The organism is Paraburkholderia sp. CNPSo 3281 (assembly GCF_024206515.1).
GTDB lineage: Bacteria > Pseudomonadota > Gammaproteobacteria > Burkholderiales > Burkholderiaceae > Paraburkholderia > Paraburkholderia nodosa.
The window spans coordinates 260,683-282,309 of the sequence record NZ_JAMBPS010000003.1; the positions used below are offsets into that span (position 1 = coordinate 260,683).

Here is a 21,627-nt window from a genome sequence, read left to right on the forward strand (position 1 = left end):
GCCGCGCATGTCTCATCACGCCTCTTCTTCCTCGATGCCGAACGGTGCCAACGCGCCCCGCCCCGGCCGCACGAGCACCGGTTCTTCCCCTGTGAGATCGATCACGGTGGACGGCTCGCACGGGCAAGCCCCGCCGTCGATCACGAGATCGACCTGCTTCTCGAGGCGCTCGCGAATCTCCTCGGGGTCGTTGAGCGGCTCGGTGTCGGGCGGGAGGATTAGCGTGGAGGCAAGCAGCGGCTCGCCCAGTTCTTCGAGAATCGCCAGCGGTATCGGATGCCCGGGCACGCGCAGGCCGATCGTCTTGCGCGATGGATGCGAGAGGCGCCGCGGCACTTCCTTCGTCGCCACCAGCACGAACACATACGGGCCCGGCGTCACCGACTTGATGAGCCGGTATTGGCGGTTGTCCACCATGGCGAAGTTCGCGAGTTCGGACAGGTCCCGCACCATCAGCGAAAGCAGCGCCTTTTCGTCGAGCCCGCGGATGCGGCGCAGGCGCTCGGCGGCGTGCTTGTCGTCGATGCGGGCGGCGAGCGCGTAGCTCGAATCGGTGGGCAACGCGATCACACCGCCGTCGCGGATGATCTCCACCGCCTGCTTGACGAGACGAGGCTGCGGGTTTTCTGGGTGAAGCCGAAAGAACTGGGACATGGCAGTAATCAGCTGACGAATGGCGGTGAAAACAGCGGGACGATGCGCGAGAACGGCAGGCGACTGCACGTAGTTACCACAAAGCGATGACAAAGCTGGATTGACCGGCGCGAAACGCCTTGCAGCAAACAGGCGGGATCAGTGGGCCACGCGCCGAGCGCGGCCTACAGCCATCGCTCCCAGACAGGCTTGAGATCGGAAGGCAAAGGCGGCAGCGTGCCGGGCTCGATCGCGTCGGGCCCGGGCGCATGGAAGTCCGAACCGCGCGACGCCTCGAAGCCAAAGCGCCGCGCAACGGCCGCGTACTCGGCGTACTGGTCGGGCGTATGGCTGCCGGTGACGACTTCGATGGCCTTGCCGCCCAGATCGATGAATTCGCCGAAAAGCGTGTCGAATTCGAGCTGGGTGTAAGCATAGCGGCCCGGATGCGCAATGATCGCCTCGCCGCCCGCCGCCTTGATCCACGCTACGGCGTCGGCGAGCCTGGCCCAGCGGTGCGCGACGTAACCGGGCTTGCCTTCGCCGAGCCAGCGCGAAAACGCGTCCTGGGTGTTCTGCGCACGGCCGCTTTCCACGAGAAAGCGCGCGAAATGGGTGCGCGAGACCAGGTCGGGATTCGAGACGTACTGGAATGCGCCTTCGTACGCGTCGGGTATGCCGAGTTCGCCGAGCCGCTCGCCGATGGCTTCGGCGCGCGCCGCGCGGCCGTCACGCGTACGCGCGAGCCCGTCGACGAGCGCGGCGCACTCGGGATCCACGTGCAAACCGACGATGTGCACCGTGCGCGACGCCCAGGTGACCGAAATCTCGACGCCGCTCAAATAGCGCATGCCGAGCGCCTCGGCCGCCTCGCGCGCTTCGCGCTGGCCGCCGAGCACGTCATGATCGGTGAGCGCCCACAAGCCCACGCCACCCGCTTTCGCCAGCTGCGCGACGGCAGCCGGGGCCAGTTGGCCGTCGGAGACAGTGGAGTGACAGTGGAGATCGGCGTTCATTGGATGCGGGAAAAGGATGAACCTCCATTTTACTGCAACGCAGTGAAGTCGTCGGGCGGCGCCTGAAGCGTAGCCGACGCCCGAATGCGCGCTCGATGTGCTTTACGCTTTCGCGCAGAACGCCTCGATCAGGCGCGCGACCTCTTCCGGCTGGTCGTGGTGCACCATGTGCCCCGCCCCGTCGACGATACGTTCGCGCCAATCGGCAAACGCCTCGAAACGCTGCTTGAATTCGTCGATGGGCACCGCCCCCGCGATCCGCGCGAGCGTCTCAGAGCCGGCCGCTTCGACGTGCAGCACCTTTGCACTCACCTGCGACCAGATCGCCATCACCTCGTCGAGCTGGTACAGCAGCGGACCGCGCATTTTGTGCGCCGGATCGCCGAGCAGCACATAGCCGCCCTCGCCGTCCGGCTTCGACCAGTGTTCTGCGAGGAAGCGCGCGCGCGGTGCAATCAGACGCGGATTGGTCTTCAAGAGCCGCGCGGCCACCTCGTCGAGCGACGCGTACGTGCGCAGTTGCGGCGGCGTGCGCACTTCGTCGAGCCACTCGCGCATGCGGCCCGGTGCCTGTCTGGGTGACGGCGCCGGCAGCCCGAAACCCTCCAGGTCGACCACGCGGCGCACGCGCTCGGGCCGCACGCCCGCATAGAGGCACACGATGTTCGCGCCGAGACTATGCCCGACGAGATCCACCTGGCCCTCGGGCGCGTAGTGGGCGAGCAATGCATCGAGATCGGCGAGGTAGTCGGGGAACCAGTAGTTGCTGCCCTGTCCCCGCGCAACGGGCCAGTCGGAGAGGCCGAAGCCGCGCAGGTCGGGCGCGATGACCTGCCAGTCACCGCCGCGTGCATCCAGCGCATCGACGACAAACTGGAACGACGCCGCCACGTCCATCCAGCCGTGCAGCATAAAGAGCACGGGCGCGCCCTCTGCGCCCCAGCGGCGCACATGCAGCCGGATGCCATTGACGTCGACGGATTCGGATCGGGATTGATTCATTTGCGCTGCCGCAAAAAAGAATGATCGTTCGATTATATAGGCGCTGGGCGCTTGCAGTACGTCATTCGTGGTAGGTCATTCGTTCGATTGCCGCTCCGTTGGCGGCTTCGCGGCGTCCTGGGCCGCCAGCGTATCCAGTTCGGCTTCGTCGAAACCCGCCGAGCGGCGCGCCTCGAAGTTGAATGGGCCGCGCATGCGCGGCGCGTGGTATTGCTCGGCGAGCGCGAGCCACGCCGCGTGCGGGTCGAGATCGCGTGCCTCGCACAGGTGGCGGAACCAATGATTGCCGATGCGCACGTGTCCCACTTCGTCGCGCAGGATGATGTCGAGGATCGCAGCCGATTCATCGTCGCCAGCCTGTTTCAGGCGCGCGCGGATGGGCGGCGAGGCGTCGAGCCCGCGCGCCTCCAGCACGCGCGGCACGAGCGCCATGCGCGCGAGGACGTCGGCGCTGGTGCGCTCGCACATTTCCCATAGGCCGTTGTGCGCGGGGAAGTCGCCGTATGCGTGACCATAGTCGGCGAGCCGCGCGCGCAGCAGCGAGAAGTGATACGCCTCTTCTGCCGCGACCTTGAGCCAGTCGGCGTAGAAGCCGTCGGGCATGGCGGGGAAGCGCCAGACCGCGTCGAGCGCGAGATTGATCGCGTTGAATTCGATGTGGGCCAGCGCGTGCAGCAGCACCACACGGCCCTGAGGCGTACTCATGCTGCGGCGCTGCAGTTCGCGCGGCTCGACGAGCGGTGGCTCGGCGGGGCGGCCAGGCAAGCCGGCCGGCGTCGCGATGACGCGTTGCGGTTCCCAGCGAGGCGTGGCGGCCTGAGCCTGAGTTTGCGCGTGCAGTGTGCGCACCGCATCGGCCTTGACGACCGGGTCGCATTCGCGCAGCGCGGCGAGCGCCACGACGCGCCAACAGGCGGGCTGGGCATCTGTTGGTGTCGGGACATCAGCGCTCGTGCTGGCGGCGGAGAAAACGGAATTCATCGGCAGAGGAAACAGGGACCGAAAAGCGGGACTGAAAAGCTGACGCGCGCGGGCGCCCGAAAAGCCCCCAGGCGGATCGCGCACGCAACCGTTTACAATACGCGATTCACCTGCCTTGCGTCGTCCGCAGCCGTTGCGCGTCGCCCGCAGACCGGCAGCAGCCCCGAAAGACATAGGAGACTCAACACCGTGGCCATCTACAAGCTTGGCGAAGCCGCACCGACCATTCATGAAAGCGTGTTCGTCGCGGACAACGCGGTCGTCATCGGCAAGGTTGAACTGGCCGAAGACGCGAGCGTCTGGTTTGGCGCGACGCTGCGCGGCGACAACGAGCCGATCACCGTCGGCACGCGCAGCAACGTTCAGGAAGGCGCGGTGCTCCACACGGACCCCGGCTACCCGCTCACGCTCGAAGCGAACGTGACCGTGGGCCACCAGGCCATGCTGCACGGCTGCACCGTGAAGGAAGGCGCACTGATCGGCATTCAGGCCGTGGTCTTGAATGGCGCGGTAATCGGCCGCAACTGTCTGGTTGGCGCGGGTGCGGTGGTCACGGAAGGCAAGGTGTTCCCCGACAACTCGCTGATTCTCGGCGCGCCGGCCAAGGTCGTGCGTGAGCTGACCGAGGCCGACATCGCCGGTCTCAAGCGCAACGCGGATGTCTACGCGCAGCGCCGCGAATATTTCAAGGCGCAGCTCGTGCGCATCGGTTGAGAGCGCCACGCTCTCGCCGTGTGCGGCGCGGGCCGCGCCGCCCCGATTGAAACGAAGGAAAAGATTGTGAACGACCAGTTGCAAAAATTCATGTTCAGCGCAGCGCCAGTGCGCGGCGAGATCGTCTCGCTGGGCAACACGTGGCAGGAAGTGCTCAAGCGCCGCCAGTATCCGGCACCCGTGCGCACCGTGCTCGGCGAGATGATGGCGGCGTGCGCGTTGCTCTCGGCGAATCTCAAGTTCGACGGCACGCTGATCATGCAGATCTTCGGCGACGGCCCCGTGAAGATGCTGGTCGTGCAGTGCGGCTCGGATCTGACGATGCGCGCGACCGCCCGCCTCGGCGAAGACTTCACGGGCGAAAACGCCCTGCCGCTCGGCGAGGAACTCACGTTCGCCGACCTCGTGAATCCGGACGGCCAGGGCCGCTGCGTGATCACGCTCGACCCCGCGAAAAAGCAACCGGGCCAGCAGCCCTACCAGGGCATCGTGCCGCTGAACGGCGAAGACGGCCCGCTCAAGTCGATCGCTGCCGTGCTCGAGCATTACATGCATCACTCGGAACAGCTCGACTCGCGCCTTTGGCTCGCCGCCAACGACGACCGCGCGGTCGGCATGCTGCTCCAGAAGCTGCCGGGCGACGGCGGGATCGTGCCGCACCAGGGCGAGCACGACCTCGATACCTGGGAGCGTGTCTGCACGCTCGGCGGCACGCTCACGCGCGACGAAATGCTCAAGGAAGACGGCGAGACCTTGTTCCGCCGCCTCTTCTGGCAAGAGAACGTGCGTCACTTCGAGCCGCTGGCGCCGCGCTTCCAGTGTTCGTGCTCGCGCGAGAAGGTGGGCGCGATGCTCAAGATGCTGGGCCGCGAGGAAGTCGACGGCGTGATCGAGGAACGCGGTCATGTCGAGATTCATTGCGACTACTGCAATCAGCGCTATGAGTTCGACCCCGTGGACGTCGCGCAACTTTTTGCCGTGACGGGGCTCTCAGAAAGCGTGAGCCCCGCTGCGGAGCGTCGCCACTGAGGCGAGCTGGAGCAAGCCGAAGCAAACTGAGGCGCACCAGGGCACACTGAGGCGATCACGCCGATGCGGCACAACGCGGGTTGCGTCGCCGCCCTGGGCAGCAGCACGTCGACAGGCCCGGGGACCGGATCGGTATGCGGACCTGCCTTCATCCCAAATTGCTTAGGCGTCCGACAGATGGAGAGGAGCATGATCAAGAACAAGCGCTTCGTACGTCCATTGCGTGACCGCAGGCCGCGTGTGAGCGCGTTGCTCGTACTCACGACGCTCGGCGCGGCCGTTGCGTCGACGAGCGGCTGCATGATGGACCCGCCGGGCCCGTCGCCGATCTACAGCCGACTGCCCCCGGCGCAGTCGGGCCTCCCGGTTACCGCACCCGTGCTCACGCCCGACGAAAAAGCGCGCTACGACGCGATCGACCGTCAGGTGCTCGCCGAACAGGACAACGCCATGGCCGCGGAAGCCGCGGCGCAAGCCTGGTCGCGCGCGTACGCGCCGCCGGTCACCGTCTACGGCAGCTATTACAGCGGCGGTTGGGGGCACGGCTGGGGTACGGGGATTGGCTACGGCTATCCAGGTTGGGGCTGGTAATCGCGCGGCGTCGCGCCGCGAACGCTCACGACGAAAAAAGGCGCGGCTCGATGCCACGCCTTTTGTTTGCTGCCTTGCTTGCCCACCTGCTCAGCGCAAGCGCGGCACTCAACCCGCCTTCTTCGCTTCCTTCCCGTGCCCGTGCTTCTTCTCGGGCACACGCGAAACGGGGTTCGGCACCACCCTCACCGGCGCCGCCGACATCTCGCCGCGCGTCGAGGTATTCGACGAGCCGCTCGGCGTAACCGGCGGCGTCTGGTTCGGCGAAACGAACTGCACGAACACCTCGCTGTCCTTCACCATGCCCATCTCATAGCGGGCACGCTCCTCGACCGCCGCCGTGCCGCTCTGCAGATCCTGCACTTCGCCCGCAATGCGTTCGTTGCGCAGTTTCTCGTCGTCGTTCTGCTTTTGCTGCTGCGCGAGTTGCTGCTGCAGTTCGTGGACACGCAGCCAACCACCATGGCCCCACCAGAGCGGGTACTGGATCAGCACAAGCAGGATGATCAGAACGACAGTGACAAGCCGCATGAAAGGTGCCGGATAAATACACGCCGCCCTGCGCTATACGCAGGGCGGCGGAGAGAGATGACGAAGGGTGACAGCAAGGCTGCTGCCGGCGCTGGGTCCGCTTAGCGGAGGTTATAGAACGCCGACTTGCCCGGGTAGCTGGCGATATCACCGAGATCTTCCTCGATGCGCAGCAGCTGGTTGTACTTCGAGATGCGGTCGCTGCGCGAGAGCGAACCGGTCTTGATCTGACCCGCGTTCAGGCCCACGGCGATGTCGGCGATCGTCGAGTCTTCGGTTTCGCCCGAGCGGTGCGAGATCACGGCCGTGTAACCGGCGCGCTTGGCCATCTCAATTGCCGCGAAGGTTTCCGTCAGCGTGCCGATCTGGTTGATCTTGATCAGGATCGAGTTGGCGATGCCCTTCTCGATGCCTTCCTTCAGGATGCGCGTGTTGGTCACGAACAGGTCGTCGCCCACGAGCTGGACCTTCTTGCCGAGCTTGTCGGTCAGCAGCTTCCAGCCGGCCCAATCGGACTCGTGCATGCCGTCTTCGATCGAGACGATCGGGAACTTGTCGGCGAGCGTTGCGAGGTAGTCGGCGAATTCGGCCGACGACAGTTGCAGGCCTTCGCCCGCGAGCTGGTACTTGCCGTCGTGGTAGAACTCGCTCGCTGCGCAGTCGAGCGCGAGCAGGACGTCTTCACCGGCGCGGTAGCCGGCCTTCTCGATGGCTTGCAGGATGGTCGAGAGGCACTCGTCGTTGCTGCCGAAATTCGGCGCGAAGCCGCCTTCGTCACCGACGGCCGTGCTCATGCCGCGATCCGAGAGGATCTTCTTGAGCGCGTGGAACACTTCCGCGCCGCAACGCAGCGCTTCACGGAAGGTCGGCTGGCTCACCGGCACGATCATGAATTCCTGAATATCGAGGCTGTTGTTCGCGTGCGCGCCGCCGTTGACGATGTTCATCATCGGGACCGGCAGCTGCATCGCGCCCGAGCCGCCGAAGTAGCGGTACAGCGGCAGGCCGGCTTCTTCAGCGGCAGCCTTCGCGACGGCCATCGAAACGGCCAGCATGGCGTTTGCGCCGAGGCGCGACTTGTTGTCGGTGCCGTCGAGCTCGAGCAGGGTCTTGTCGAGGAAGGCTTGTTCCGACGCGTCGAGGCCCATGATCGCCTCGGAGATTTCGGTGTTGATGTGCTCGACGGCCTTCAGCACGCCCTTGCCGTTGTAGCGGCCGGCTTCGCCGTCGCGCAGTTCGATCGCTTCGCGCGAGCCCGTGGATGCGCCCGACGGCACTGCCGCGCGGCCCATCGTGCCCGATTCGAGCAGCACGTCGCATTCGACGGTGGGATTGCCGCGCGAATCCAGAATCTCGCGACCGATGATATCTACGATTGCACTCATGGTTTCCTCAGGAAATGACAGTAATTCTTGCGCGAGCTGCGCCGCCTGCTGCATCGGCCCGCGAGGCAAAGTTTCTATGCTCGTTCGGGGCACACCGTCACATGGGACAGGCTGCGCGCTCGCCAGGTTCAACTTGCCGCAGCGCGACGCTCACGTTCCCGTGACCGATGCGCTGCCACGCTGCCTTGTACATCGAGCGCGGTGCGTTGCGCCGCGCCGCTCCTCCATCGCGCCGCTCATGCAATCGAAGCGGCGCGCCGTACTGCGTAATTCCCGGCTCAGCTGAAGTCGTTCTCGAGGAACGGCGTGCGCTTGACCGCCTGGTCGAGCGTCACGAGGGTTTCGAGCAGGTCGGCCATGCGGTTCAGCGGTACGGCGTTCGGGCCGTCGGACTTCGCCTGCGCGGGGTTCGGGTGCGTCTCCATGAAGAGACCTGCCACGCCCGTGGCGACGGCCGCGCGGGCCAGCACCGGCACGAATTCGCGCTGCCCGCCCGAGCTCGTGCCCTGCCCGCCCGGCAACTGCACCGAGTGGGTCACATCCATCACGACCGGCGCACCCGTCTCGCGCATGATAGCGAGCGAGCGCATGTCCGAGACGAGGTTGTTGTAACCGAACGAAACACCGCGCTCACAGGCGAAGAAGCGGTCTTCGGAAAGACCCGCCTCACGCGCGGCCTCGCGGGCCTTGTCGATCACGTTCTTCATGTCGTGCGGCGCGAGGAACTGGCCTTTCTTGATGTTGACAGGCTTGCCCGAGCGCGCGCACGCGTGGATGAAGTCGGTCTGGCGGCACAGGAACGCGGGCGTTTGCAGCACGTCCACGACCGATGCCACGGGCCCGATCTCTTCTTCCGAGTGCACGTCGGTCAGCACCGGCACGCCGAGCTGACGCTTCACTTCGGAAAGGATGCGCAGGCCCTCGTCCATCCCGAGGCCGCGAAACGACTTGCCGCTCGAACGATTGGCCTTGTCGTAGGACGACTTGTAGATGAACGGGATGCCAAGCTTCGACGTGATTTCCTTCAGGCGGCCCGCCGTGTCGATCGTCATCTGCTCAGATTCGACGACACAGGTGCCTGCGATCAGGAAGAACGGCTTGTCGAGGCCAACCTCGAAACCGCACAGGTTCATGCTTTCTCCTCAGCGTGCGCCTGCTGGTGCGCGACCGCCGCTTCGACGTATGCCTTGAACAGCGGATGGCCGTCACGCGGCGTGGACGTGAATTCCGGGTGGAACTGGACGCCGACGAACCACGGGTGCATATCGCGCGGCAGCTCCATCATTTCCGGCAGGTCTTCGCTCGGGGTACGGGCGCTGATGATGAGGCCGCCCGCCTCGAGCTTGGGCACGTAGCCGTTATTGACTTCATAACGGTGGCGGTGACGCTCGTTCACGTCCTTGCCATAGATCTCTGCTGCCAGCGTGCCGGGCTTGATCGGGCAGCGCTGCGAACCCAGCCGCATCGTGCCGCCGAGGTCCGAGTCTTCGGTGCGCTTCTCGACCTTGCCTTCTCGGTCGGCCCATTCGGTGATGAGCGCGACGACACGGTCGGGCGTGTCCGGATCGAATTCCGTGCTGTTCGCGTGCTTCAGGCCCACCACGTCGCGCGCGAATTCGATGACGGCGAGCTGCATGCCGAGGCAGATGCCGAGGTACGGCACCTTCGCTTCGCGAGCGTACTGGATGGCCTTGATCTTGCCTTCGGTGCCGCGACGGCCGAAACCGCCCGGCACGAGGATCGCGTCGAGATGCTTGAGGCTCTCGACACCCTCTTCGTCGATCTGCTCGGAGTCGATGTACTCGATGTTCACCTTCGCCGAGGTCTTGATCGACGCGTGACGCAGCGCTTCGATAAGCGACTTGTACGACTCGGTCAGGTCGACGTACTTGCCGACCATGCCGATCGTGACTTCGTGCTTCGGATGCTCGAGCTTCTCGACCATTTCCGCCCAGATCGACAGATCGGCCGGCTTCGCGGAGAGCTTCAGTTCGTCGCAGACGATCGAGTCGAGGCCCTGGTCGTGCAGCATCTGCGGGATCTTGTAGATGCTGTCGGCGTCCCACACCGAGATCACGGCGTCTTCGGGCACGTTCGAGAACATCGAGATCTTCGAGCGCTCGTCGTCGGGAATGCGGCGGTCGGCGCGGCACAGCAGCACGTTCGGATAGATACCGATTTCGCGCAGCTTCTGCACGCTGTGCTGCGTGGGCTTGGTCTTGAGTTCACCCGCCGTGGCGATGAACGGCACCAGCGTGAGGTGCACGAAGCACGCGCTGTTGCGGCCAAGACGCAGGCTCATCTGACGCGCGGCCTCGAGGAACGGCAGCGATTCGATGTCGCCCACCGTGCCGCCCACTTCGACGATCGCGACATCCGGCTCGCCGCACGTCGCCGATGCGGCGCCGCGTTCGATGAATGCCTGGATCTCGTTCGTGATGTGCGGAATGACCTGCACGGTCTTGCCCAGATAGTCGCCGCGGCGTTCCTTGCGGATCACCGATTCGTAGATCTGGCCCGTGGTGAAGTTGTTGGCCTTGCGCATCTTCGTGGAGATGAAGCGCTCATAGTGGCCAAGGTCGAGGTCGGTTTCCGCTCCGTCTTCCGTCACGAACACTTCGCCGTGCTGAAACGGACTCATCGTGCCGGGGTCGACGTTGATGTAGGGATCGAGCTTGAGGAGGGTGACTTTCAGACCGCGCGATTCGAGGATCGCGGCGAGGGAGGCGGCGGCAATACCCTTGCCAAGGGAGGAAACTACGCCGCCGGTGACGAAAACATATTTGGTCATCGCTGGATGCTCGCGGGAAAAACGGATTATACCTGAAAGCAAGGGCTAACCCTGAATTTTGAGCGGGCAGAAACGACGCGCGGCGCGTTGCCCCGCGCTCTACCCTGCCGTGCAAGCAACCACGCCGGGAAGCGGCCGCTCAGGCTCCGTTTTCCATGGCGTAAAGCATGCGCTGCACCGCGCGCGCGGTCTCGATCGGACGCTCCATGGGATACAGATGGCTGCCCTCGATCCACTCGAAGCGCTCGCCGGCGATGCGCCGTGTTGCCGCAAGCCCGACCTGGCGGACTTCACGCGACTGCGTGCCCGCGACGAAGCTCACCGGCACGGGCGACCCGTGCACGAGCCGCGCGCCGAGCGTGTGCGGCAGCGTGCGGTAAATCATGTATTCGGTCAGGCGGTCGAAGGCGAGCGTGCGGCCGCCGTCGACCGAGGTCTGAGGAATGCCGAAGTCGACATAGTCGGACAGCACGCGCTCGTCCCAGCGCGCGAACGCCGCCTTCGAATGGAAATGCCGCCAGGCCTCGTCGCGGCTCGCCCAGTTCGTGCGGCGCGTGCGCGTGGCGACGGCGGGCGACAGGCGCTCGTCAAGGCCGGTCCACTGCGAGACTCGCAGCATGCTGCTGCGCCACCCCGCGATCACGGGCGAATCGAGCATCACGACGCCCTTGACCCACTGCGGCTTTTTCAGCGCGGCCATCAGCGACAGATAGCCACCGAGCGAATGGCCGACGAGCCAGACGGGCTCTTCGTAGGTGCGCCCAATGTCGTCGAGCAGTTGCTCGACCAGATGCGGCCAGTCGCGCGTGACGGGAAAGCGCGGGTCGTGCCCGATGCGCTCGATGTAGCGCAGTTCGTAGTTGTCGCCCAGTTCGGCGAAGAACGTACGATACGTCGAGGCCGGAAAGCCGTTCGCGTGCGAGAAATGGATGACGTTTTTCAAAGGCGGCGTGTCTCTCTATTTTGTTGATCTCGTTCGTCGTTCGCGCTTTCGCTCACGCTGCTATTGGCCCGGCGCGTCAGTCCTGCGTTGGCAGGTCCATCCAGTAGCGCCGCTGCGTATCGCGAAAGCGCTCGACGGCGAGTGCGCCGGGTCGCGCCTCGACCCGCGCGGCGCCATCCGCGTCGCTGCGCGCGAGCACGATGTGGCGGGCCGCGTAGCGCGCGTAGACGCCCGGATGCGGGTGATGAAAGCGGTTCAGATAGCCTACCTGAAATATCGCGACGAGCGGCCAGACAGAATCGAGGAACGGTTCAGTCGACGAGCTGCGGCTGCCGTGGTGCGGCACGACCAGCACCTGTGAGCGCAGCCGCACAGGGTCGCGCGCGACCAGCGTGCGTTCGTCGCCCGCTTCGATGTCGGCGGCGAGCAGCGCGGAAATCGGGCCGTCTTGCGCGTCGGACACGGCGCTTGCCGCCGTTGTCACCCGCAGGACGCAGCAATGCGCATTGGGTTTGCCCGCGAGCGGCCCGGGGTCGGGCCACAGCACCTCGAAGTCGACGCCGTCCCATTGCCAGCGCTGGCCCGCGGCGCATTGCACGATCTGCGCGCTCTTTGTGCGCGCGCTCGCCCAAAGCGGATGCGCGGGCAGGATGCCGGCCACGAATGTCCCTACGTCGACGGCATCGAGCACAGCTTGCGCGCCGCCCGAATGATCGGAGTCGTCGTGGCTGATCATCAGCGCATCGAGGCGCCCTATGCCGTGCGCCTGCAGATACGGAACGACGATGCGCTCGCCCGCCTGCGTGGACTCGGGGCCCGGGCCCGCGTCGAAAAGCAGGCGATGCCGGGCGGTTTCGACCAGCACCGATGTGCCCTGCCCAATGTCGAGCGCCGTGAGCCGGAAAGCGCCCGGCTGGGGGCCCGTGGGCGCAGGCACCAGTAACGGCAGCCACGTGAAGGGCGCGATCCAGCGCAGCGGCCAGCCGCGCGGCGCAAGCCACCAAACGACGCCCAAGGCAGCACAGGCGAGCGGCCACACTCCGGGTTGCGGCAACCGCAGAACCGCCCACGGCAGGCTCTCCATAGCGCTCAGCGCCACGACCAGCCAATCGAGGCAGGTATGCGCCACGCGCAGCGCAAGTGCGTCGATCGGCGCGGGCAGCGCTGCGCTCGCGATGACCAGCGGCGTGACGAGCATGCTCACCCAGGGAATCGCAAGCGCGTTGGCGAGCGGACCGACGAGCGGTATTTGCGCGAACCAGTATGCCGTGAGCGGCGCGAGCGCCAGCGTCACGGCCCACTGCACGCGAGCGCTATCGCCGAGGCGTGACGCAAGACGTCGTATCGCCCCACGCCAGCCGCCGGCCGGAAAAATCATGGCCGCGAGACGTCGCAGCCGGCCGTCGCGCGCGGTTGGCCCCGCCAATGGTTCAGTTCGGTCGCGCATCGGATCGGCGGCGTCGGCGGCAGAATCCTGCGGCGCGTCCGTGTGCAAGCGCGGCACGCCACTCGCCGCGAACAGGATCGCCCCGACCGCGCAAAACGAGAGCCAGAAGCCGGCTGCCGTCACCGCCCACGGATCGCGCAGCAGCACAAGCCCGAGCGCCCACGCGAGCACGTGCGAGCGCGCGACCTCGCGCCCGGCGAACAGCGCGAGCGCAACGACCGCCAGCATCCAGAGCGCGCGCTGCACCGGCACATTGAAGCCGGCGAGCGCGGCATAGACTCCCGCCGCGAGCAGTGCGCCCGCAACGGCTACCTTCTGCGCGGGCACGATGAGCGGCGCCTCGACGCCGCACCAGCGCGCGCGCCGCCACAGCGCGCCCGCGCCCCACCCTGCGAGCCCCGCGACGAACGCGAGATGCAGCCCGGAAATCGCCACCAGATGGCTCGTGCCCGTATTGCGCATGAGACGCCTGTCCGCATCGCTGATCGCGTCCTGCGCGCCGATTGCGAGCGCGACGACGATGCCGCGATGCGGCGCATCGCCGAGCACCGCGTCGACGCGCGCACGCAGCGCGGCGCGCGCACGCTCGATGCGCACGCCGATGCCGGTTGCGTCAACGGGCAGACGCACGGCATGCTGGGGATCGCTTACATAGCCGTTGGCGCGCACGCCGCGCGCGAGCAGCGCGGCTTCCGCGTCGCGCAGGCCGAAGTTGCCGTTTCCATGCGGGCGTTTGAGCCGCACGGCAAGGCGCCAGCGCGCGCCGGGCACGAGCGGCGGCAGCGGCGCCTCGCGCGCCACCCACGACAATTGAATCAGATGCGGCAGCGGCGTAGCGGCTTTGTGCGTTTCCCAGGATTCGACACGAAAGAGGAAGCTCACGCCGTTCGCGCCGTAAGAAGGCAAGCTGGAGATATAGCCGGTGATGCCTATGTCGCGCGCCTGCCAGGCAGCCGGAAGCGCCTCTGCAAGTCGCGCTTCGGCGCGCCATGCCGCGTAGCCAAAGCCCGCGCATCCGGCCGCAAACCACACCGCCGCCCAGCCGCTCGCGATGCGCCAGCGTCGCCAGCAAGACAAGCCGAACACCCGGCGAGACGCTTCGTGAGATTCATCCGCCGGTTGGGCCGCGCCCAGCGCCCATGCCGCCCACCCGGCCGCAAGTACGGTTGCCAGAACGAGCCAGACCCACGCGCCCGCCCCCGGTAACGCAGCCTGTCGCTGCAAGGCAATCACGCCCAGCGCAAACCCGCACCCTATCGCCCGCATCCTGCCTCCTCGCAACGAGGGGGCTGAATGCACGGACCACGTCAATCGCGCCGCGCTCAATGCGCGTTATGCACGCCACCCTGGAAACGATTATGCAGACGAAAGCGCGAGCCGCGGCAACGCAGCCGCCGCGTTAGCCGTCGTGCCAAGTGCGAGTTCCGCGGGGCTCAAGCCCCTCAAGCCCGCGAGCACGGCGCCGATGTGCGGCACCTGGTCGGGCGTGTTGCGCGCGCGATAAAGCCAGGCGGGTGAGATATCCGGCGCATCGGTTTCCATGACGATTGCCTCGAGCGGCAACTGCTGCGCGAGCCTGCGGATCTGCAGCGCGCGCTCGAACGTCACATTGCCGCCGAAGCCCAGATGCATCCCTTGATCGATGAACGCTCGCGCCTGCTGGAAGCTGCCGTTGAACGCATGCGCGATACCGCTTCTCACGCCATTGCGGCGCAGCCCCTTGAGCACCTGGTCCTGCGACTTGCGCACATGGCAGATCGCCGGCAAGCCGAACTCGCGCGCAAGGCGCAGCTGGGCATCGTAGAAGTGCTGTTGACGGGCCTCGTCGAGCCCCGGCACGAAGTAATCGAGCCCGATCTCGCCGATGCCGACGAAGCGCGGATCATCGAGACTCGCCTCGATCTCGCGGCGCAACACATCAAGGTCTTCGTCACGCGCCTGCGGCGTATAAAGCGGGTGGATGCCGAGCGCGTAGACCGCGCCCCCGGTGCGATGCGCGAGCGCGCGCACCACTTCGAAGTTCTCGCGCGCCACCGCCGGGATCACGATGCGCGACACGCCCGCCGCGTGCGCCGCCGACGCGACCGCGTCGCGGTCGGCGTCGAACTCGGCGGCATCGAGATGGCAGTGCGTGTCGGTCCACATGGCGCTCGCTCGCGAAAAGGCTCAGACCGGTACGACCGGTTCCTCTTGCAGCATGCCGTCGCGCAGGCGCACGATGCGATCGCAGCGCGCCGCGAGGTCGGAATCGTGCGTGACGATCACGAAGCTCGTATCGAACTGGTCGGAGAGTTCGAGCATCAGGTTGAAGACGTTATCCGCCGTCGCGCCGTCGAGGTTGCCCGTGGGCTCGTCGGCGAGCACACAAGCGGGCTTCGTCACGAGCGCGCGCGCGATGGCCACGCGCTGGCGCTCGCCGCCCGACAACTCGCCCGGCCGGTTGCGCGCGCGATGCGAGAGGCCTACGCGTTCGAGGATCTGCATCGCCTCGGCCCGCGCGTCTTCCTGCGTCATGCGGCGAATGCGCAGCGGCATCGCCACGTTGTCGAGCGCCGAAAACTCCGGCAGCAGATGGTGGAACTGATAGACGAAGCCCAGCGCGCGATTGCGCAGTTCGTTGCGCTCGCGCTCGGATAGCTCGGTGAACGGCTTGCCGAGCACCGAGACCTTGCCCGCGCCCGGCTCGTCGAGGCCGCCGAGCACGTGCAGCAGCGTGCTTTTGCCCGAACCCGACGCGCCCACCACAGCGAGCTTCTCGCCGCGCTTCACTTTCAGATCGGTGTCGTGCAGCACCTGCACCGCAAGCGGGCCCTGGCCAAACACCTTCGAGACGCCGTGCGCTTCGAGCACGTACGGATAGTCGCCCGCCGCGGCGATGAGCGATTGACGGTCATTCATAGCGCAGCGCCTCCGCGGGACGAACCTTGGCCGCGCGCCAGCTCGGATAGAGCGTGGCGAGCGCGGACAGCACGAACGCGATCACGCCGATGCGCATCACGTCGGAAGCCACGAGTTCCGAAGGCAGCTCGCTGATGAAATAAACCGAAGGCGGCAGGAACTGAATGCCAAGCAGATGCTCGATCGCCGGCACGCTCCATGGAATGCTCCACGCGATCAGGCAACCGAGCGCGATGCCGATGGCCGTGCCCACGAAGCCGATCGTCACGCCCTGCACGACGAAGATCTTCATGATCGAGCCAGGCTGCGCGCCGAGCGTACGCAGGATCGCGATATCGGCCTGCTTGTTGGTGACGGTCATGACGAGAGACGAAACGAGATTGAACGCCGCGACCGCGATGATGAGCGTGAGAATGATGAACATCATGCGTTTTTCGATCTGCACGGCCGAGAACCAGGTCTTGTTCTGCTGCGTCCAGTCGCGGATATAGAGGTCGCCCGAGAGCGTATGCACGAGCTGGCGCGCCACCGCCGGTGCGCGCTGCATGTCCTTCAGGCGCAGGCGCACGCCGCTTGGCGCGCCTAAGCGATAAAGCACTTCGGCGTCGCGGATGTTGGTGAGTGCGAGCGTGCTGTCGTACTCGTAGTGGCCCGACTCGAACACGCCCATCACCGTGAACTGCTTCAGGCGCGGCAACATGCCGGCCGGCGTGATCGAACCCTCGGGCGCGACGAGCGTGACCTTGTCGCCCACCGTCACGCCCAGGTTCACGGCGAGATCCGCGCCGAGCACGATGCCGAAGCTGCCGGGCGTGAGATCGTTCAGGCTGCCCGCCTTCATTTCCTTACCGATGTCCGAAACCTGCGGCTCCTCGGAAGGCTCGATGCCGCGCAGCGCGACGCCGTTTACGCTGTCGCCGCGCGTGAGCAGCGCCTGGGCGTCCACGTAAGGCGCCGCGCCGATGACTTCAGGATTGGTCTTCGCTTCCTTCGCGGTGAGCTGCCAGTCGGGCATCGTGCCCGTGGGCGAAAAGATCTCGATGTGCGCGAGCACGGAGAGCATGCGGTCGCGCACGTCGCGCTGGAAGCCGTTCATCACCGAGAGCACGACGATCAGCGCCGCGACGCCGAGTGCGATGCCCGACATCGAAATGAGCGCGATGAACGAGATGAACCCGTTGCCGGTCGTGCGTTTGCCGGCGCGGGTGTAGCGCCAGCCTATCTGCCATTCGTAGGGAAGTTTCAAGCGAATCCTTTTGCGTCTTCGTTGCGCTCCGGCGCCGTATCGACCCTGGGGCCAGTGCGCGCCGGACGGCAGGAGAATATCGTGCCGGGTCGGGCAGCGATCAACCGCGAAGTTTGCCACACTGGCGGCGGGTCACGGATATTCGACGGAGTTCCCGCGGACTTTCGCGCGGGAGCACCGTCGCCCCGGGGGGCGATTGCCCGCCCTCTGCTTCGAGCCGCAATTCGCCCACAAGTGCCGCAGCGCCAGCATAACGGGTCAACGCGGGGCCGTTGCGGCACCCCCGAGGGGCGCCCGGCGCACGGAGCGCCGAAGTACAATGCGCACCATCATGCCCGCCGACCGACTCCACCTCCTCGTCCCCTTTGCCTTGCCGTCCGCTGCGGCCGCCTCCACCGCGCTCGCTGGCCTCGAATACCCGGCGCTCGCGAAACTGGTTGCGCGCGCGACGCTCGGCGAGCAGGTGATCGGCGAAGACTTCCAGCGTACGCTGCCGCACGAGCGCTGGGTCGCGCGCCAGTTCGGCGCGCTGGGTCCGGCGAGCGCAAACAACGCACAACCCGCGCCGGCCGCCGACGACGAAGCGCCGCTTGCGCCCTACATGCTGCTCGCCGATGGCGGCACGCCCGGCGACGCCACGTGGGCGTGCGTACAGCCCGTGCACGTGCGCATCGCGCACGATCACCTGGTGCTGATCGACCCCGCCTCGCTGGAGCTCGCCGACGCCGACGCCGCCACGCTCTACACCGTCGCCCGCCCGCTGATCGAAGAACTGGGCGTGCGCATCGAGGCTCCCACGCCGCGGCGCTGGTATCTCTCGTCGGAAGCGTTCGGCACGCTCGCGGGTGCGTCGCCCTTGCGCGCGAGCGGCCGCAACATCGAGATCTGGCTGCCGCACGAGGCCCATTCGGGCCAGCGTTCGCGCGCCTGGATGAAGGTGCAGAACGAAGTGCAGATGGCGTGGTTCGAGCATCCTGTGAACGAGGCCCGCGAGGCGCGCGGTCTGCCCGCCGTCAACTCGATCTGGTTCCACGGCCAGGGCGCGCTGCGCACCGTCACGAGCCCGTATGCGCGGGTGCGCTCCGATGCGGCCGCCACGCGCGGCCTGGCGCTCGCCGCGCAGGCGGAAGTCGGTGCCGCGCCGGCGACCTTCGCCGCCCTCGCAGCCGCGCTCAACAACGGTTCGGGCACAGGCGCGACGCTCGTCGAGCTCGATCCGTTCTCGGCGGCGTTCATCCAGCAGGACTGGGGCCGCTGGAACGCAGCGTTCGCTCAACTGGAACGCGACTGGTTCACGCCCGCGCTCACGGCGCTGCAAACGGGCGCGCTCGCCGCGCTCGACCTCACGCTGTGCGGCGACACCGGCTCGGTCACGCTGTCCATCACGCGCGGCGATTTGCGCAAATTCTGGCGACGCCGCCTGTTCGCGTCGCTCTTTATCGAATGATCCCCGAATGACTTCTTTTTTCCGCGCTCTCGCATGACCCGAATCGTCACCCGCGCCTGCTCGCCCGCCGACACCGAAGCACTCGTGCGCCACGGCCTGCATCCGGTGCTCGCGCGCCTCTACGCCTCGCGCGGCGTTTGCCAGCCCGACGAGATCGAAACCGGCCTCGCGCGTCTCATCCCGCCCACGGGCATGAAGGGCATCGACGAGGCCGCCACGCTGCTCGCCGACGCGCTCGAAGCCGAGTGCCGCATGCTCGTGGTCGCCGACTACGACTGCGACGGCGCGACGGCCTGCGCCGTGGCCGTACGCGGCCTGCGCATGTTCGGCGCGCAGATCGACTACCTGGTGCCAAACCGTTTCGAGTATGGCTACGGCCTCACGCCCGAGATCGTCGCCCTCGCCGCCCAAGGTAAAGGCGGGCCGCCCGACGTCCTGATCACGGTGGACAACGGCATCGCCAGCGTGGAAGGCGTCGAAGCCGCCAACGCGCTCGGCATCGAGGTGCTCGTGACCGACCACCACCTGCCCGGCGACACGCTCCCCGACGCGCGCGCCATCGTCAATCCGAACCAGCCGGGCTGCGAGTTTCCGAGCAAGTGCATCGCGGGTGTGGGCGTGATGTTCTACACGTTGCTCGCGCTGCGCGCGGAGTTGCGCAAGCGCGGCGCGTTCAGCGATGGCAAGCCGGAGCCGCGCCTCGACGGCCTGCTCGATCTCGTCGCGCTCGGCACCGTCGCCGACGTCGTGAAGCTCGACGGCAACAACCGCGTGCTCGTCGCCCAAGGCTTGCAGCGCGTGCGCAACGGCCGCATGCAGCCGGGCATTGCGGCGCTCTTTCGCGCTGCCGGCCGCGACGCGAAAAGCGCGTCGGGCTTCGACTTCGGCTTCGCACTCGGCCCGCGCCTGAATGCGGCCGGCCGGCTCTCGGACATGTCGCTCGGCATCGAGTGCCTGACCACTGACGACGTGGGCCGCGCCTGGGAACTGGCGCAGCAGCTCGACGGCATGAACCGCGAGCGCCGCGAGATCGAGGCCGGCATGCAGCAGCAGGCGCTCGCCGATCTCGCCGACGTCGATCCGCAGGGCAAGGCCACGCTCACGCTCTTTAACGAAGGCTGGCACCAGGGCGTGATCGGCATCGTCGCGGGACGGCTCAAGGAGCGCTTCCACCGCCCCTCGTTCACCTTCGCGCCTGCCGACGAGGACGGCGAGCTCGTGAAGGGCTCGGGCCGTTCGATCCCCGGTTTCCATCTGCGCGACGCGGTCGACCTCATCAGCAAGCGCGAGCCCGGTCTGATCCAGAAGTTCGGCGGCCACGCCATGGCCGCGGGCATGACGATCGCCGCCGCAGATGTGCCGCGCTTTGCTGCCGCCTTCGAGCGCGTGGGCCGCGAGTGGCTCACCGAAGAGGCGCTCGCGCGCACGGTCGAAACCGACGGCGATCTCGAAGACGCCTACTTCACGCCCGATTTCGTCGAGATGCTCGACGCCGCCGTGTGGGGCCAGGGTTTCCCGGCGCCCGTATTCTCGGGCGAATTCGAGGTGGCCTCGCAGGCGCTCGTGAAGGACAAGCACCTCAAGCTGCAACTGCTGCGCGGGCGCCAGCGCTTCAACGCGATCTGGTTCAACCACACGGAGTCGCTGCCGCAGCACACCACGGTCGCCTACCGGCTCGTGCGCGACACCTGGAATGGCGTGTCGCGCGTGCAGCTCGTGGTCGAGCACGCTGCGCTCTAAGCCCGCTTTGAACGGCATGTTGGGCTGAAAAGCGCGGGCCGCCCGAAGCGCCCGCGCCGCCCTTGATCCGGGTCCAATCGGCTATAATTCAATGTTTTACACGCCGGATCACGATACAAATGGAAGCGGAACGTCTCAACGCGATCGAAGCCCTTTTGGCGGACCTGCGCGCACGCGCGGGCGAGCTACGGGGGTATCTTTGACTACGACGTAAAAGCCCGACGGCTCGTCGAAGTCAACAGCGAACTCGAAGACCCCAACGTCTGGAACGACTCCAGGCACGCCCAGGGTCTCGGCAAGGAAAAGAAACTGCTCGAGGGCGTGGTGCACGTGCTCGACGGCATCGAGAACGACACGCGCGACACCCTGGATCTCTTCGAAATGGCGCGCGAAGAAGGCGATGAGGACACGCTCGTCGCCATCGAAACCGACGCTCACGCGATCGAAGCGCGCGTAGCCGACGTCGAGTTCCGCCGCATGTTCGCGAATCCGGCCGATCCGAACAACGCGTTCATCGACATCCAGGCCGGCGCCGGCGGCACCGAGGCCTGCGATTGGGCGTCCATGCTGCTGCGCCAGTACGTGCGCTACTGCGAACGCAAGGGCTTCAAGACCGAAGTGCTCGAAGAATCCGAAGGCGATGTGGCCGGCATCAAGAGCGCGACGATCAAGGTCGAAGGCGAATACGCCTACGGCTTCCTGCGTACCGAAACCGGCATTCACCGCCTCGTGCGCAAGTCGCCGTTCGACTCGTCGGGCGGGCGTCATACGTCGTTCTCGTCGGTGTTCGTGTATCCGGAAATCGACGACTCGTTCGAGATCGAAGTCAATCCGGCCGATCTGCGCATCGACACGTACCGCGCTTCGGGCGCGGGCGGTCAGCACATCAACAAGACCGACTCCGCCGTGCGTATCACGCACGTCCCGTCGGGCATCGTCGTGCAGTGCCAGAACGACCGCTCGCAGCACCGCAACCGCGCCGAAGCCATGGCCATGCTGAAGTCGCGCCTGTACGAAGCCGAGATGCGCAAGCGCCAGTCGGAACAGGACAAGCTCGAGGCGGGCAAGTCGGACGTGGGCTGGGGTCACCAGATCCGCTCCTATGTGCTCGACAACAGCCGTATCAAGGATCTGCGCACCAACGTCGAAATCAGCAACACCAAGGCCGTGCTCGACGGCGATCTCGACGCCTTCATCAGCGCGAGCCTGAAACAGGGCGTGTAAGCTTGCCGC

19 protein-coding genes are annotated in these 21,627 nt (G+C 66.5%); 6 read left to right on the top strand and 13 right to left on the bottom strand.

What is annotated here, in order from left to right:
• Positions 1-15: 15 nt before the first annotated feature.
• The 4 genes from M3I56_RS05160 to M3I56_RS05175 form a co-directional block, all read right to left on the bottom strand.
• On the bottom strand, positions 16-654 hold the full coding sequence (locus M3I56_RS05160; protein WP_254352833.1) for an L-threonylcarbamoyladenylate synthase: 639 nt from the start codon (positions 652-654) through the stop codon (positions 16-18).
• 164 nt (positions 655-818) lie between these two features.
• A complete protein-coding gene (locus M3I56_RS05165; protein WP_254352834.1) occupies positions 819-1,649 on the bottom strand; it encodes a 3',5'-nucleoside bisphosphate phosphatase in 831 nt (276 codons plus the stop codon).
• A gap of 102 nt (positions 1,650-1,751) precedes the next feature.
• A complete protein-coding gene (locus M3I56_RS05170; protein ID WP_254352835.1) occupies positions 1,752-2,651 on the bottom strand; it encodes an alpha/beta fold hydrolase in 900 nt (299 codons plus the stop codon).
• Positions 2,652-2,726: 75 nt separating this feature from the next.
• On the bottom strand, positions 2,727-3,632 hold the full coding sequence (locus M3I56_RS05175; RefSeq protein WP_254352836.1) for a ferritin-like domain-containing protein: 906 nt from the start codon (positions 3,630-3,632) through the stop codon (positions 2,727-2,729).
• Positions 3,633-3,821: 189 nt separating this feature from the next.
• On the opposite strand from M3I56_RS05175, the gene M3I56_RS05180 reads away from it, so the two are divergent.
• From M3I56_RS05180 to M3I56_RS05190, 3 genes are all read left to right on the top strand, one after another.
• Positions 3,822-4,346, top strand: a complete 525-nt coding sequence (locus tag M3I56_RS05180) for a gamma carbonic anhydrase family protein (protein ID WP_254352837.1) — start codon at positions 3,822-3,824, stop codon at positions 4,344-4,346.
• 66 nt (positions 4,347-4,412) lie between these two features.
• Entirely contained in the window at positions 4,413-5,375 is a 963-nt protein-coding gene (gene hslO, locus M3I56_RS05185; RefSeq protein ID WP_028204152.1) for an Hsp33 family molecular chaperone HslO, read from the top strand.
• A gap of 189 nt (positions 5,376-5,564) precedes the next feature.
• Entirely contained in the window at positions 5,565-5,966 is a 402-nt protein-coding gene (locus M3I56_RS05190; protein ID WP_254352838.1) for a hypothetical protein, read from the top strand.
• Between the two features lie 108 nt (positions 5,967-6,074).
• On the opposite strand, the gene ftsB is transcribed toward M3I56_RS05190, so the two are convergent.
• The 9 genes from ftsB to M3I56_RS05235 all read right to left on the bottom strand — a co-directional run bounded on the left by ftsB (position 6,075) and on the right by M3I56_RS05235 (position 17,207).
• Positions 6,075-6,497, bottom strand: a complete 423-nt coding sequence (gene ftsB, locus M3I56_RS05195; RefSeq protein ID WP_028204154.1) for a cell division protein FtsB — start codon at positions 6,495-6,497, stop codon at positions 6,075-6,077.
• 101 nt (positions 6,498-6,598) lie between these two features.
• A complete protein-coding gene (eno, locus tag M3I56_RS05200; RefSeq protein ID WP_028216897.1) occupies positions 6,599-7,882 on the bottom strand; it encodes a phosphopyruvate hydratase in 1,284 nt (427 codons plus the stop codon).
• A gap of 278 nt (positions 7,883-8,160) precedes the next feature.
• The gene (gene kdsA, locus M3I56_RS05205) at positions 8,161-9,015 is read right to left on the bottom strand and encodes a 3-deoxy-8-phosphooctulonate synthase (protein ID WP_254352839.1); all 855 of its coding nucleotides are present in this window, start codon (positions 9,013-9,015) and stop codon (positions 8,161-8,163) included.
• Complete coding sequence (locus M3I56_RS05210; RefSeq protein ID WP_254352840.1) at positions 9,012-10,673, bottom strand: CTP synthase; 1,662 nt, start codon at positions 10,671-10,673, stop codon at positions 9,012-9,014. The genes kdsA and M3I56_RS05210 overlap by 4 nt, the downstream gene beginning before the upstream one ends.
• 139 nt (positions 10,674-10,812) lie before the next feature.
• Positions 10,813-11,616: an alpha/beta fold hydrolase gene (locus M3I56_RS05215; RefSeq protein ID WP_254352841.1), complete on the bottom strand. Its 804-nt coding sequence runs from the start codon at positions 11,614-11,616 to the stop codon at positions 10,813-10,815.
• 76 nt (positions 11,617-11,692) lie between these two features.
• Positions 11,693-14,329, bottom strand: coding sequence for a DNA internalization-related competence protein ComEC/Rec2 (locus tag M3I56_RS05220; RefSeq protein ID WP_254352842.1), 2,637 nt, complete (start codon positions 14,327-14,329; stop codon positions 11,693-11,695).
• A gap of 90 nt (positions 14,330-14,419) precedes the next feature.
• Positions 14,420-15,208 carry a TatD family hydrolase gene (locus tag M3I56_RS05225; RefSeq protein WP_254352843.1) on the bottom strand — a complete coding sequence of 263 codons (789 nt, stop codon included), beginning with the start codon at positions 15,206-15,208 and terminating at the stop codon, positions 14,420-14,422.
• Positions 15,209-15,229: 21 nt separating this feature from the next.
• On the bottom strand, positions 15,230-15,961 hold the full coding sequence (gene lolD / locus M3I56_RS05230) for a lipoprotein-releasing ABC transporter ATP-binding protein LolD (protein WP_254352844.1): 732 nt from the start codon (positions 15,959-15,961) through the stop codon (positions 15,230-15,232).
• On the bottom strand, positions 15,954-17,207 hold the full coding sequence (locus M3I56_RS05235; RefSeq protein WP_254352845.1) for a lipoprotein-releasing ABC transporter permease subunit: 1,254 nt from the start codon (positions 17,205-17,207) through the stop codon (positions 15,954-15,956). The genes lolD and M3I56_RS05235 overlap by 8 nt, the downstream gene beginning before the upstream one ends.
• A 319-nt stretch (positions 17,208-17,526) precedes the next feature.
• Here M3I56_RS05235 and M3I56_RS05240 point away from each other — a divergent pair, with 319 nt between their 5' ends.
• The 3 genes from M3I56_RS05240 to prfB all read left to right on the top strand — a co-directional run bounded on the left by M3I56_RS05240 (position 17,527) and on the right by prfB (position 21,618).
• Positions 17,527-18,654 carry a regulator gene (locus M3I56_RS05240; protein ID WP_254352846.1) on the top strand — a complete coding sequence of 376 codons (1,128 nt, stop codon included), beginning with the start codon at positions 17,527-17,529 and terminating at the stop codon, positions 18,652-18,654.
• 33 nt (positions 18,655-18,687) lie between these two features.
• A complete protein-coding gene (recJ, locus tag M3I56_RS05245) occupies positions 18,688-20,394 on the top strand; it encodes a single-stranded-DNA-specific exonuclease RecJ (RefSeq protein WP_254352847.1) in 1,707 nt (568 codons plus the stop codon).
• A gap of 119 nt (positions 20,395-20,513) precedes the next feature.
• Positions 20,514-21,618, top strand: a protein-coding gene (gene prfB, locus M3I56_RS05250; RefSeq protein WP_254352848.1) for a peptide chain release factor 2 whose coding sequence is annotated in 2 segments (ribosomal slippage) — positions 20,514-20,594 and positions 20,596-21,618 — 1,104 coding nt in all. Because the reading frame shifts where the segments join, the coding sequence is not laid out codon by codon here.
• The last annotated feature ends 9 nt before the right edge of the window (positions 21,619-21,627 follow it).

Excerpts from the sequence above, each read along its gene's own strand:
- eno (WP_028216897.1), bottom strand. The coding sequence starts at position 7,882 with ATGAGTGCAATCGTAGATATCATCGGTCGCGAGATTCTGGATTCGCGC.
- ftsB (WP_028204154.1), bottom strand. The coding sequence starts at position 6,497 with ATGCGGCTTGTCACTGTCGTTCTGATCATCCTGCTTGTGCTGATCCAG.
- M3I56_RS05160 (WP_254352833.1), bottom strand. The coding sequence starts at position 654 with ATGTCCCAGTTCTTTCGGCTTCACCCAGAAAACCCGCAGCCTCGTCTC.
- M3I56_RS05210 (WP_254352840.1), bottom strand. The coding sequence starts at position 10,673 with ATGACCAAATATGTTTTCGTCACCGGCGGCGTAGTTTCCTCCCTTGGC.
- kdsA (WP_254352839.1), bottom strand. The coding sequence starts at position 9,015 with ATGAACCTGTGCGGTTTCGAGGTTGGCCTCGACAAGCCGTTCTTCCTG.
- M3I56_RS05165 (WP_254352834.1), bottom strand. The coding sequence starts at position 1,649 with ATGAACGCCGATCTCCACTGTCACTCCACTGTCTCCGACGGCCAACTG.
- M3I56_RS05225 (WP_254352843.1), bottom strand. The coding sequence starts at position 15,208 with ATGTGGACCGACACGCACTGCCATCTCGATGCCGCCGAGTTCGACGCC.
- M3I56_RS05190 (WP_254352838.1), top strand. The coding sequence starts at position 5,565 with ATGATCAAGAACAAGCGCTTCGTACGTCCATTGCGTGACCGCAGGCCG.
- M3I56_RS05170 (WP_254352835.1), bottom strand. The coding sequence starts at position 2,651 with ATGAATCAATCCCGATCCGAATCCGTCGACGTCAATGGCATCCGGCTG.
- lolD (WP_254352844.1), bottom strand. The coding sequence starts at position 15,961 with ATGAATGACCGTCAATCGCTCATCGCCGCGGCGGGCGACTATCCGTAC.
- recJ (WP_254352847.1), top strand. The coding sequence starts at position 18,688 with ATGACCCGAATCGTCACCCGCGCCTGCTCGCCCGCCGACACCGAAGCA.
- M3I56_RS05220 (WP_254352842.1), bottom strand. The coding sequence starts at position 14,329 with ATGCGGGCGATAGGGTGCGGGTTTGCGCTGGGCGTGATTGCCTTGCAG.
- M3I56_RS05240 (WP_254352846.1), top strand. The coding sequence starts at position 17,527 with ATGCGCACCATCATGCCCGCCGACCGACTCCACCTCCTCGTCCCCTTT.
- M3I56_RS05175 (WP_254352836.1), bottom strand. The coding sequence starts at position 3,632 with ATGAATTCCGTTTTCTCCGCCGCCAGCACGAGCGCTGATGTCCCGACA.